General features: G+C 46.1%; 13 protein-coding genes. 10 read left to right on the top strand and 3 right to left on the bottom strand.

From position 1 onward, the window contains the following. Positions 1-11 precede the first annotated feature (11 nt). Positions 12-818, bottom strand: a complete 807-nt coding sequence (locus tag AC3WTJ_RS07490; RefSeq protein WP_492521301.1) for a sulfate ABC transporter permease subunit — start codon at positions 816-818, stop codon at positions 12-14. Continuing rightward, entirely contained in the window at positions 815-1621 is an 807-nt protein-coding gene (gene cysT / locus AC3WTJ_RS07485) for a sulfate ABC transporter permease subunit CysT (protein ID WP_246069225.1), read from the bottom strand. Before cysT ends, AC3WTJ_RS07490 begins: the two co-directional genes overlap by 4 nt. Before the next feature lie 416 nt (positions 1622-2037). Between cysT and AC3WTJ_RS07480 the strand changes: the two genes are divergently transcribed. The 9 genes from AC3WTJ_RS07480 (at position 2038) to AC3WTJ_RS07440 (ending at position 9420) form a co-directional block, all read left to right on the top strand. Continuing rightward, positions 2038-2829 carry an ABC transporter permease subunit gene (locus AC3WTJ_RS07480; protein ID WP_407872331.1) on the top strand — a complete coding sequence of 264 codons (792 nt, stop codon included), beginning with the start codon at positions 2038-2040 and terminating at the stop codon, positions 2827-2829. 15 nt (positions 2830-2844) lie between these two features. Continuing rightward, positions 2845-3612: an ATP-binding cassette domain-containing protein gene (locus AC3WTJ_RS07475; protein ID WP_492521300.1), complete on the top strand. Its 768-nt coding sequence runs from the start codon at positions 2845-2847 to the stop codon at positions 3610-3612. Between the two features lie 37 nt (positions 3613-3649). Continuing rightward, complete coding sequence (locus AC3WTJ_RS07470; RefSeq protein WP_492521299.1) at positions 3650-5260, top strand: FAD-dependent oxidoreductase; 1611 nt, start codon at positions 3650-3652, stop codon at positions 5258-5260. Then, positions 5260-5598 carry a 4Fe-4S binding protein gene (locus AC3WTJ_RS07465; RefSeq protein WP_492521298.1) on the top strand — a complete coding sequence of 113 codons (339 nt, stop codon included), beginning with the start codon at positions 5260-5262 and terminating at the stop codon, positions 5596-5598. The genes AC3WTJ_RS07470 and AC3WTJ_RS07465 overlap by 1 nt, the downstream gene beginning before the upstream one ends. A gap of 46 nt (positions 5599-5644) precedes the next feature. Then, entirely contained in the window at positions 5645-6664 is a 1020-nt protein-coding gene (locus tag AC3WTJ_RS07460) for an ABC transporter substrate-binding protein (protein ID WP_492521297.1), read from the top strand. An 11-nt stretch (positions 6665-6675) separates the two neighbouring features. Further along, entirely contained in the window at positions 6676-7095 is a 420-nt protein-coding gene (locus AC3WTJ_RS07455; RefSeq protein ID WP_492521296.1) for a DUF4395 domain-containing protein, read from the top strand. A 185-nt stretch (positions 7096-7280) separates the two neighbouring features. Continuing rightward, positions 7281-8111: an alpha/beta hydrolase family protein gene (locus tag AC3WTJ_RS07450; protein ID WP_492521295.1), complete on the top strand. Its 831-nt coding sequence runs from the start codon at positions 7281-7283 to the stop codon at positions 8109-8111. Between the two features lie 23 nt (positions 8112-8134). Continuing rightward, positions 8135-8344 (top strand): YezD family protein, encoded by a 210-nt coding sequence (locus AC3WTJ_RS07445; protein WP_315949633.1) that lies wholly within the window; start codon positions 8135-8137, stop codon positions 8342-8344. A gap of 119 nt (positions 8345-8463) precedes the next feature. Next, entirely contained in the window at positions 8464-9420 is a 957-nt protein-coding gene (locus AC3WTJ_RS07440; protein ID WP_492521294.1) for an alpha/beta hydrolase, read from the top strand. Positions 9421-9666: 246 nt separating this feature from the next. Here the strand turns inward: AC3WTJ_RS07440 and AC3WTJ_RS07435 are convergent, their stop codons facing one another. After that, a complete protein-coding gene (locus AC3WTJ_RS07435; RefSeq protein ID WP_492521293.1) occupies positions 9667-10635 on the bottom strand; it encodes an SDR family NAD(P)-dependent oxidoreductase in 969 nt (322 codons plus the stop codon). 267 nt (positions 10636-10902) lie between these two features. Here AC3WTJ_RS07435 and AC3WTJ_RS07430 point away from each other — a divergent pair, with 267 nt between their 5' ends. Then, the gene (locus AC3WTJ_RS07430; RefSeq protein ID WP_492521292.1) at positions 10903-11565 is read left to right on the top strand and encodes a TetR/AcrR family transcriptional regulator; all 663 of its coding nucleotides are present in this window, start codon (positions 10903-10905) and stop codon (positions 11563-11565) included. Positions 11566-11677: the final 112 nt, after the last annotated feature.

Here is an 11677-nt window from a genome sequence, read left to right as displayed (position 1 = left end):
AGGGTTCCTCCTTAATGACTGCTTACTTTTTCGCTTCTTCTTTTTAACCATTCAAGTGTTAACAAAATAGTAATCGAGATGAGTCCTAGCACAAATGCGACACTGTTCGCTGCAACAAGCTGGAACTGCTCGGCATCCTGATACACGAGTGTGGTAGCTGTCTGCGTTTGGTTGATGATATTGCCTGAGACAACTAAGATAGAGCCGAATTCTCCAAGCGATCTTGCAATGGTTAAAATGAGACCGTAAACGACGCCCCACCGAATACCTGGCCATGTGATTTGAAAGAATGTCCGCCATGGACCAGCGCCAAGTGTAGCTGAGGCTTCTTCGGATTGGGTTCCGATTTCTTCAAGCAATGGAACGACTTCACGAACCATTAGAGGAAATGTAATGAACATCGTAGCAAGAATCATACCGGGAATCGCGTACACAATTTTCATGTTATGATCTTCCAAGAATGCGCCGAGCGCCGTATTTGGCCCGAAAATTAAGATGACCATTAAACCGACGATAACCGGCGATACGGCAAAAGGTAAATCAATCAGAGCATTGATAACTGGCTTCAACCAGCGAGAGATCCAGGAACCTCTAACGATTTCTAGCGAAACGTAAACACCGACAATTGTATTAAGAAGAGTAACGATAAGGACGATGATAAAAGAGATTTTCAAGGCGTGCAGCGCTTCAGGTCTTACAAGTGCATGGATAAAGGCTTGCGGGCCTTCTTCAAAAGCGCCAAAGGTAATGCCCAGGAACGGCAGCATAATTAATAAAAAAATGACAAGAAACGAAATGCTGATTAAAATTTTTCTCATGCCAGGCGCCCCTTTCCGCGTGTCAATACATTGATGATCCATAGAATGAGGAGCGACAATGTAAGGAGCACAAGAGAAATAGCGGCTGCGCCTTCGGGATTATAGTTCTGCGTCTCACCGTATATATAGACCGAAGCCACCATCGTTTTCCCCGGTAAATTTCCGGAGATCAGTGAAATGGCGCCAAACTCGGCTAGTGATCGAGAAAAGGCAAGCATGCTGCCGGCAAGAATGCCCGGTACAATAGCTGGAAAAACAATTCGGCAGAAGGTATAGAACCTGCTGGCGCCGAGTGTGAAGCTGGCTTGTTCTTCAGCGGGATCAATTTGCTCTAGCAAAGGCTGGACGGTTCGAATGACGAATGGGAATGTAACGAAGACCAAGCCGATCACAATGGCTGTCTGATTGTAGAGCAGCTTAATGCCGGCGTGATCAAGCCAGACGCCTAGCGGACTAGAGGGTCCAAGCAAGGTTAGGAACATGAGGCCAGCGACTGAAGTTGGCAATGAGAAGGGAAGGTCGACCATACTGTTCAGAATGCTCTTGCCTCGGAATGTATATCTTACAAGAACATAAGCAATAATGGTGCCTACTATGGCTTGAATAACTGTTGATACAATACTGAGTTTGACTGTTAGTAGAATGGACTTCCAGGCTAGTGGTCCTGTTACTTCTTGCCAAAAGGGCTCCCAACCTAAGGAAAAACCTTTGAAATAGATGGAGCCAATTGGGATGAGCAGTAGCACAATCAAATAGCCAATAAGCACAGATCGAACCGTAGCTTTAAACACCTTGTTAATCACATTACACCACCCATTAATATTAATCATAGTGCTTTACTCGGAATATTTAAATTGACTATAACAGCGTGTGGTCGAATTTGTCAATATACCTATTTTCGATATTTATGGATTTATTCAAAAAAAATTATAAATGACACAAAGGTACAAAGATCTATGTTTGACATTAGATGAAAGGATACGAAAAGGGGTTCATCAGGTGGACTAGCCTCTGAAAAAAGCATTGACGAAGCAAATAGGCGATGGTAACATAGGCATCAATCAATATCCGAGTAAAACAATATGAATTATTAGTTATTGGAAAAAGTCGACCAGATGACTGGAGACTCCCGTCCTTGCTTCGTATTTTACAAGCAGGAACAGGGAGTCTTTTTGTTTTCAAACGCCTTTTCACTTTATGAAAAGAAAGAGGGATTCACATGCTAGCGAATCGAACAGCACCACTTGCCCAATCCAAGGTTTGGCAGCCCTGGGTCATACCGATACTCATCTTGCTGCTGTGGCAGGTGCTCGGCTTAACGGGTTGGTTATCGGAACGTATTCTACCGACACCTTGGGAAGTCGTGAAAGCCTTGTACGGTGTCATTAAGGACGGCACTATTTTTGAGTATGTAGCGGTCAGCACGAAGCGGGCGTTTCTGGGCTTTCTAATTGGTGGCAGCATTGCTTTTGTCATTGGATTGCTTAACGGGATATTTCCTATCGCGGAAAGATATATTGATTCTTCGGTACAAATGGTTCGAACGATCCCGCATCTTGCGATGATCCCGCTAGTCATTATGTGGTTTGGCATTGGCGAGACTTCCAAATTATTTCTGGTTTCTCTCGGTGTTGCGTTCCCTATCTACTTGAATACCTTCCATGGCATCCGTTCCGTTGATCCGGGTTTAATCGAAATGGGGAAAGTGTATGGCCTCCGGGGATTCTCGCTATTTACCAAAGTCATTTTACCCGGAGCGCTGGCGAACATCCTCCTCGGTATCCGCTTCTCCTTAGGGATCATGTGGTTGAGTTTGATCGTTGCTGAAACAATAGCGGCCGATTCCGGTATCGGTTATATGGCAACACACGCCAGGGAATTTATGCAGATGGATGTCGTGGTGTTATGTGTGATTTTATACGCCGTATTAGGAAAGCTTTCGGATTTGATTGCCAAGTTTTTCGAAAATCGTTGGTTGAAATGGCATCACAATTATATTCACAAAGCTTAGAAGGAGGGGATTCTTATGAGTAAGGTCGGCGGTACTCAGCTTCATATTCGTAACGTGAACAAATCTTTTGGCGCAACACGAGTGCTCTCAGGTATCGATTTAAACATTAAACAAGGAGAGTTTGTTGCGATTGTGGGCCGTAGCGGATGCGGAAAAAGCACGCTGCTTCGCCTTATTGCAGGCTTGGATGAAGCGACGAGCGGAGCGATTATGCTGGATGCTCAAGGTATTCGAGGCGTGCACCAAGATACGCGTGTACTTTTTCAAGAACATCGGCTTCTTCCTTGGAAAAAGAATATCGATAATGTTCGGATTGGCATTAAATCCGGTGACAAGGAAATTGCTTTTAAAGCGCTGCAGCAAGTTGGCCTTGAACATAAGAAGGATGACTGGCCGGCTGTGCTGTCTGGGGGTCAACGGCAGAGAGTGGCGCTTGCGAGGGCGCTGGCCGGTAATCCTAGGCTGCTTCTTTTAGATGAGCCGCTAGGCGCATTGGATGCGTTAACCCGCATCGAGATGCAGCAGCTCATTGAGCAGCTATGGCTGGAGAAGCAATTTACTGTCTTGCTTGTCACACATGATGTAAGTGAAGCCGTAGCGTTGGCGGATAGAGTCATTGTGATTGAAGACGGGAAGATTGGGCTGGATTTGAAAATATCGCTTGCCAGACCTAGAGAGCATGATAGCGGTTTTGCTTATTTTGAGAAGGTTATTTTGGATCGATTGCTTGTGAAACAACCGTATGAGACAGCGAAAACAGCTGCAGAAGCTTTTTCCATATAGGGAATTTGAGAATGAGGAAATAGGGAGGGCATATAAGATGGCTCAATATGATTTGCAATTACAGGCGGATGTACTCATTATCGGTGGCGGGCCTTCCGGAGCATGGGCGGCGATTACAGCTGCCAAAGAAGGAGCAAAGGTCATCCTTGTCGATAAAGGATATTGCGGAACGAGCGGTGCAACAGCTCCGTCGGGAACAGGGTTGTGGTATGTCAATCCAACAGCCGAAGAACGGGAAGCTGCGATGAAGAGCAGAGAGGCGCTGGGCGGCTATCTTGCGGATCGCGGCTGGATGAAGAGGGTATTAGACCAAACCTATAGCAATACGAATCAAATTGCAGCTTGGGGATACCCATTCCCGCTGGATGAAGCAGGTACTTCACATCGAAAAAGCCTGCAAGGACCAGAGTATATGCGTTTAATGCGCAGACAGGTGCAGAAAGCGGGTGTCCGCATTCTCGACCATAGTCCCGCGCTGGAGCTGCTCGCAGATGAGCATGGTGTGGCTGGAGCGACTGGAGTGAACAATCAAACCAAAGACACATGGCGCGTTGATGCTGCATCGGTCGTTATTGCAACCGGAGGCTGCGCGTTCCTGAGTAAAGCGCTGGGCACGAATGTATTAACCGGCGACGGGTACTTGCTTGCCGCAGAAGCAGGAGCCAGCCTTTCCGGCATGGAGTTCTCCACGGCGTACTCGTTAGCCCCGGCATTTTCTCCGGTAACCAAATCAGCCTTCTATACTTGGGCAACGTTTTACTATGAAGATGGCACCGTAATTGAAGGGGCCGGTTCGCAGAGAGGGCGTTCGGTCATTGCCAAAACGCTGTTGACACAACCTGTATTCGCCCGCATCGATAAAGCGGATGACATTGTCAAGAAGGCGATGCGTCAAGCTCAGCCCAATTTCTTTTTGTCCTTCGATCGCTTGGGCATCGACCCGTTCACACAGAAGTTTCCCGTGACGCTGAGATTTGAAGGGACTGTGCGCGGAACCGGCGGCATTCATATTGTCGATGAAACGTGCGCGACGGAAGTGCCGGGCCTTTATGCGGCGGGAGATGCCGCGACGAGAGAGCTGATTTGCGGCGGATTTACCGGCGGTGGCAGTCACAATGCGGCATGGGCGATGTCATCGGGCTATTTCTCGGGGGAAGCTGCAGCGAAATATGCGCTTAAATTAGGTTTAGGTGCTGCGGATCGCAAGGCCAAAGGTTTGTCGGAAGCAAGCGGTGTTCCTAAAGTCGCAACGACGAGAGCCGGGGCAATTGACACGCAAGAAATTATCAAAGCGGTTCAAGATGAGGTATTCCCATATGACCGGAACTGGTTCCGCACAGGGGAAGGTTTGCAGAGCTCTTTAGGGCGCTTGGATAACCTGTGGAATGAATTGAAACAAGGAATTCAAGCAAGTGATGGCAATATTGTTCGGGTTCGCGAAGCAGCAGCCATGACGGTTACGGCAAGATGGATGTATACCAGCGGACTGGAACGCAAAGAAACCCGAGGCATGCATCGCCGGGAAGATTTCCCGCGTATCGACGAAAATCAAAAATACCGCATTAAGAGCGGCGGTTTGGATAAAACATGGGCGAAGCCATTGGTAGATGGTTCCCAGCCAAGGGTGATTAAGGAGGCTGTTGTCTAATGATAGAACTATTAAGTAAAGATCGCTGCATAAGTTGCAACCAGTGCGTCTCCGTATGCCCAACGAATGTGTTTGAGGCGGTCCAGGGAGAGATTCCTGTTATTGCCAGACAGTCGGATTGCCAAAGCTGCTTTATGTGCGAATTGTATTGCCCGACTGATGCCTTATATGTATCTCCGGTGGCAGAAGAGAAGACAAAGGTGGACGAGAGCGAATTAGTTCAAGATGGCTTAATGGGCAGCTACAAACAGAACGTGGGCTGGGGCAAAGGCAGAGCTTCTACGGCCTCTTCCGACGGTTCGTATATCATTTTCCAACGTATGCATGCATCGCATTAATTGAATTTATCATTCATTTCATTTACCAATCAGGGGGTCAAGACATATGAAACAAAGTACTGTGAAGGTAATCAACCTTGCGCTTATCTTAACTTTATTTACCTTTTTATTAGCGGCTTGCGGGGCTAAAACAGAGAAAACCGCGGCTCCGGCAGCCTCCAATGCGGCATCAGACGCAAAAATTTCGCTTCCAGAAACACTGCGAATCGGATTTATTTCAGCAAACAATAACAAGACGATTACCGGACCTGAAGGTTGGGCGCAATCCAAAGGATACTTAGAAAGTGAGTTAAAGAAATATGGGGTTAAAGAGTTCAAATACTTCACATTTCCTAACGGGCCCAACTTAAACGAGGCGATCTCGGCAGGGACGCTTGACGTTGGCATCTATGGCGACACGCCAGCCATCAATGGGAAAGCGGCAGGTTTGAAGACACGGTTAATCAACGTCACGCAAGTAAATATGAATGCCTGGCTGGTTGCGAAAGCGGACGGTTCCAAGTCGTTGGATGATCTCAAAGGTAAAAAAGTGGCTACTTCACAAGGTTCTTATATGAGTCGTTATTTAACCAGCCTTTTGAAAGAGAAGGGGCTTGATAAGGAAGTGAAGATCCTGCACTTATTGCCTGCTGATGCAGAAGCTGCCTTATCTCGTGGGGATATTGCCGCTTATGCGTACCCGACTGGTTTCGGACCCTTACTGCTGAAGAAAGGGTATGTGGCGATTGACGAAGCTGCGAGTCATCCGCTTCTGCAAGGCTCCAGCTTGACCGTGGTGACGGAGGATTATCTGGCCAAAAACCCGCAATTCCCTAAGCTGTGGAATGATCTGCGCACCAGAGCGGTCAAAGAAATTCGTGAGAACAACGAAGAATATTTCAAATTTTATGCGGAAGCATCGGGTTATCCGCTGGATGTTGTGAAAGCATCTTTCAAAATTGAGCAGTGGCCAGTAGAGGCAGCGCAACCTGACGGACTGAAACTGATTGAAGAAACGAAGAAATTTTTGGTCGATCAAGGCTTAGCAAAAAAAGATTATGCGATTAAGGATTGGTTGGCGAATTAGGAGTGATGCAGATGAGAGAAGTCCCGATATCGCTTGTGAAGGCGAATCAAACAGGGATTGTTGTCTTTGTTCTACTAGCGATAGCGCTTCAATGGCCGTGGTTAATTGCTATTCTTTGGGTTATACAGGTTCTTGGATTAGCCGGAGGGGCGAAGTGGAACCTGTTCGTAACAGCCTTTAAGAGGTTTTTTCAGGGAAATCAAACAGTAACGCAAGCGCTTGAGTTGACCAGGTTTAATAATACATTGGCTGTTCTATTTCTTTCCATATCCTCCTTGGCCTTCGCAGTGGGTTGGTCTTTGGTAGGTTATCTCTTTGCGGTGGGTTTGCTTTTGGCAGCTGGTGCAGCATTGTTCGGTTATTGTGTAGGCTGCACGATTTACTTTCAGTATAAGCAATTTGTGAGCAGACAACGAATTAAACGTGGTTAATGCGTGCCTAATATGGAAAGACTCTCACTTGGAGATAACTTTAGTGAGGGTCTTTTCAAATCAACCTATGTTTTACCGAAATTTTGTTAAAAACAGGATTGACACCCTCGTACGCGGATGCTAATATTGGTATATAACTAATTCATACTAATCTTATCGGAATTATACGAAAGGGAGTAAACATCATGGAGCATGCCATCACTATACAAAGCGACGACATTGAATTGTCGGCTACACTGCATTACCCAACGAATCAAACAGGAGCTGCGAAAGCTGATTGTCAGCGCTGGCCGTTGATTATCATCTGTCATGGATTCATCGGCAGCCGGATCGGGGTGGATCGGTTATTTGTGAAGGCAGCACGTGAGTTTAGCTCGAAAGGCTATTTGGTCTTGCGGTTTGATTATGGCGGCTGCGGTGACAGCACAGGGGATTATGGTGCAGGCGGACTGGACGCTCTCATTGATCAAACACGCAGAGTGATTGATTATGCATTAACAATTGATTGCGTGGATTTGAGCCGCGTGATATTGGTTGGACATAGCTTGGGCGGAGCCACAGCGGTTCTGACAGCGGCGAAAGATTCCCGTGTTAAAACTCTCGTACTATGGTCGGCAGTAGCCCATCCGCATAATGATATCGTTCGAATTGTTGGCAGAAATGAATATGAGAAATTACCGCTTGGCGGCGCCATCGATCATCATGGATATTCGCTTACCAGCCGATTCTTTGATACGCTTGCGCAGCATCAGCCGTTTGAACAACTGCGCAAATTCAATGGCGATGTACTCGTCATACACGGAACGGCGGACGAAGTTATCCCAGTTGATTATGCCCCTTTATATCAAAAGATGTTCTGGCTGCGCAATGAAGGGCAGTGCGATCTGGATTTGGTCTATCAGGCCGATCACACGTATTCGACTTCCGGAGCGACCAAGGAACTATTGGAGAAAACAAGCAATTGGCTATCCTTCATTCAGAAACAGAAAAACGATTGGAATGATTGGACGATCTGATTTAAGAAGCGGAGGAAAATGAGATGGCGAAGCCACTAGAGTTAGATGACATTTGGGTGGACAGAATTAAGCAAATGTTGAATGGGTTAGAATACGGATCGGTACAAATTGTGGTACATGACGGTAAAATTGCGCAAATCGATAAAACAGAGAGAAAACGATTTGACACACCTTCGCAAGCGCAATCGCAGCTGCAAGCAGTGAAATCAGTCAAACAAACGAGTAAAGTTTAGCTATTATATGTATTTTATCGAACAGCCCGCTTTCTTCGGAAGGGGGCTGTTTTCATATGCAAAGAGCAGTATACTGAAGAGAACATAAGCAATTGCAGGGTAAGGGGGATGCAGGTGATATGCGCAAACAGCACTTTGTTTGGCGGGATGATCAAAATGTGAATCATTATGTTTATGAGTGGCTCCCTGGGGAAGCGGTTACAATGAAAGGGATTGTGCAGATTGCACACGGAATGGCCGAAACGGCTAAAAGATACGAGAGACTGGCCGAGAGGTTGACGAAAAGGGGGTATGCCGTGTATGCGAACGATCATTTGGGACACGGTCGAACTGCCGGATCGCCGGATGCCGTTGGCAAGTTTGGGAAAGACAGCTTTCGGCGGATGGCGGGAAATATGGGCCAACTGACAGGGCAAATTCGGAAACGGCATCAGGAGAAACTCCCTTTATTCGTGATGGGGCACAGCATGGGCTCCTTTTTGACACAATATTACATGGGTACTTACCTCGTGCAACATCCCAACCAAGTACAAGGAATCATATTATCTGGCTCTAATGGTAGTGAGGGCGCTGCTCTTAACGCCGGAATTGCGCTAGCGGCTTGCGAAGCAGCCATTCGAGGAGATCATCACCGGAGTTCGCTGCTGACGGGGGTGTCTTTTGGTGCGTATAATAAAAAATTCACTCCTAATCGTACGTCTTTCGACTGGTTAAGCACAGATCCGGAAGAAGTGGATAAATACGTGACTGATCCTTACTGTGGCGTCGTGTTTAGTTCAGGATTTTTTAGAGATTTCTTCCGGGGACTGAAGGAGATTCATCGTCCGGCACATGTGCAGCGGATACCGAAGGAGATACCGCTCTATATTTTTTCCGGTGAAGAAGATCCTGTTGGTGGACATGGGAAAGGGGTACGAAAGCTCATACGGATGTATGAGAATTACGGACTCCAGAACGTCAGCAGCAAGCTTTATCCAGGAGGGCGGCATGAGATGTTGAATGAAGTGAACCGTGAGGAAGTGATGGCGGATTTGGCAGCGTGGCTGGATGAGCAGGTTGATAGAGGTCGTGGGTGATATTGGATCAAATAGGGAGCTATGTCCCTCTTTCAAATGAAGATGTCAGAAAGATGGGCTGTCTCAAGAAGAGGCAGCCCATTTTGCCTTTGCTAGTCCCGTAACTAAACTAGTAGTTCATATAGAAGAAAGCCATCAAGTTCTTGAACGTCGCTTCCGGGTCTTCATCCGGTAAGAAATGTCCGACGTTGTTCAGCTTTATCATTTTCACGTCAGCCTTTTCTTTGCTTATTTGTTCTAATCAGCTTAGCCTTCAATTTTCACGCCTGTCATTTCCTCGCTCATGATCCACAAGCGTTCAGCCAATTCGGGGTCGACGGCCCAAGGGAGAACGCCATGATACTGTTGGCTCATATCCCCCATCTTAAAGTCAGCAATTAACTCAGCAATGTTGCAGTCCAAGCAGTATACGCCGCCTTTTCCTTCCAACTGTTGACTTGTTGCACACCAAACGCTTGTTGCTGCTCCTTGCCCTGTTGTTTTGTATATGCCACCAACACCACGTTCTTGATCAGATAAAAAACGAGCAAGTTCAGTATCAATTCGGCCTGGATGCACGGAGAATGCACGGATTCCATCCGCATACCCGCGCTTGTCCAGGCCTACCGCAAACAAAGCATTGGCCGATTTTGACTGGCCGTAAGCTTTCCATTTATCGTATTCGCGCTTTTCAAAGTTAGGATCTTCGAAGTCAACACCGCCGAAACGAACTCCAGCTGAGGAGAGCGATATGACTCGAGCGTTCCTTGCTTGCTTCAATGCCGGCCATAGACGCAATGTCAATTGGAAGTGGCCCAAATGATTCGTAGCAAATTGAGATTCAAAGCCGCGTGCATCGCGAACTAGTGGAGGTGCCATAATTCCCGCGTTAGCGAACAAATAGTGAAGTGGTCTGCCTGAAGCAAGGAAATGTTGAGCGAATTTGTCGATGGACGCAGGATCGGTCAGATCGAGTTTTTCTATTTCTACGCCAGTTATACCTGCAAGAGCGGTACCGGCTTGCTCAGGAGAACGAGCTGCTACCACGACTGTAGCGCCTGCCGCTGCCAGCGCTCGAGTCGTTTCAAGACCAATGCCGGAATGTCCACCGGTTACGATTGCGATTTTACCGTTTAGACTTATGCCGCTAACAACTTCCAAAGCGGTCGTTTCCGCGCCAAAGCCCGATGAAATCGGTGTTTGTGTGGTAATTCTGTATTCGTTGTGAGTCGCCATGATTTAATTCCTCCAATGATTAAGAGTGCGCTTTAATAATGAATTACATACTAATCAATCGTTCGTCTAACTCGCAAAATCGATCCACCATTTCGGGGGCAATCGCCAAAGAAGACAAACAGGCTTGAAGAATGATCACATCATAACACGATATAGATACTAAGTAAACAAAAAGAGTGTTAAATGTCTCAAATGTATAAAATGTATCTATTGTTTCATTTGATTAAACTGTATTGTAGAATAGATTGATTGAAGGAGGAATTTGAAATGAATGCCCCAGTAAAACAGGATGCTAAAACAAAACTTCTAAAAAAACTAATTGTATTCGTCAGTAGAGACGGTTTTCAACATTTAAGGATGGACGATATCGCGAAAAATATGGACGTAAGTAGAGCGACTATGTATAGGTATTTTCCATCTAAAGAGGATGTTATGGATGGTGTAGTTCATATGATCGTTGATTACATCGAAAGGCTTGAGGAGAGTAAAGAAAACGAAGATGAATCGTATTTTTGCGTCTGGTTTCAGCAGCTATTTGAACAATCAGTATCTCTCGTAGAATTCATTACTGACGCTTTAATGAAAGATTTGCAAACAGCTTACCCGGACCTCTACAACATGCTTAAAGGCGTATTGCAGAAGCGAGAAGAAAATTCTCTCCGCTTTTATCGCCTAGGAATAGACAAGGGCATTTTTAACGCAATCAACGAAAAGTTTATTTTGCTGCAAGATGATCTTCTGCTACTAGAAATCACGAGCGTTAGATATTTGCTCAAAAATCAAACAACAATAAAAGAAGTGCTGCACGACTATTATCAGTTTAAGAAAGTACAGCTATTTAAAGCTGATAAAATTTCGCTTGTTGATGATGCCAATATAAATTCCGTTATAGATCGGCTATCAGAAAAATTCAATCGGACGCTTAGGTAAACTAATCACTTTAGCTTCAGTTGCATAAAGAACTTCCCGATAATCTCTTGAGGATTTCCTCCAAGGAGATGCAATGCATCCACATAAATAGTTGGATCAGGGTTCAACGGGC

Source organism: Paenibacillus sp. FW101-FHT12H11, assembly GCF_058790355.1.
The sequence above is the reverse complement of the archived record's forward strand: the minus strand, read 5'-3'. Positions and strand labels throughout refer to the sequence as shown.

What these genes read in the sequence shown, in the direction of transcription:
- AC3WTJ_RS07455 (WP_492521296.1), top strand. Translation starts at nt 6,676, where the DNA reads ATGAGAGAAGTCCCGATATCGCTTGTGAAGGCGAATCAAACAGGGATT.
- AC3WTJ_RS07430 (WP_492521292.1), top strand. Translation starts at nt 10,903, where the DNA reads ATGAATGCCCCAGTAAAACAGGATGCTAAAACAAAACTTCTAAAAAAA.
- AC3WTJ_RS07445 (WP_315949633.1), top strand. Translation starts at nt 8,135, where the DNA reads ATGGCGAAGCCACTAGAGTTAGATGACATTTGGGTGGACAGAATTAAG.
- AC3WTJ_RS07490 (WP_492521301.1), bottom strand. Translation starts at nt 818, where the DNA reads ATGAGAAAAATTTTAATCAGCATTTCGTTTCTTGTCATTTTTTTATTA.
- AC3WTJ_RS07440 (WP_492521294.1), top strand. Translation starts at nt 8,464, where the DNA reads ATGCGCAAACAGCACTTTGTTTGGCGGGATGATCAAAATGTGAATCAT.
- AC3WTJ_RS07450 (WP_492521295.1), top strand. Translation starts at nt 7,281, where the DNA reads ATGGAGCATGCCATCACTATACAAAGCGACGACATTGAATTGTCGGCT.
- AC3WTJ_RS07475 (WP_492521300.1), top strand. Translation starts at nt 2,845, where the DNA reads ATGAGTAAGGTCGGCGGTACTCAGCTTCATATTCGTAACGTGAACAAA.
- AC3WTJ_RS07465 (WP_492521298.1), top strand. Translation starts at nt 5,260, where the DNA reads ATGATAGAACTATTAAGTAAAGATCGCTGCATAAGTTGCAACCAGTGC.
- AC3WTJ_RS07460 (WP_492521297.1), top strand. Translation starts at nt 5,645, where the DNA reads ATGAAACAAAGTACTGTGAAGGTAATCAACCTTGCGCTTATCTTAACT.
- AC3WTJ_RS07470 (WP_492521299.1), top strand. Translation starts at nt 3,650, where the DNA reads ATGGCTCAATATGATTTGCAATTACAGGCGGATGTACTCATTATCGGT.
- AC3WTJ_RS07435 (WP_492521293.1), bottom strand. Translation starts at nt 10,635, where the DNA reads ATGGCGACTCACAACGAATACAGAATTACCACACAAACACCGATTTCA.
- AC3WTJ_RS07480 (WP_407872331.1), top strand. Translation starts at nt 2,038, where the DNA reads ATGCTAGCGAATCGAACAGCACCACTTGCCCAATCCAAGGTTTGGCAG.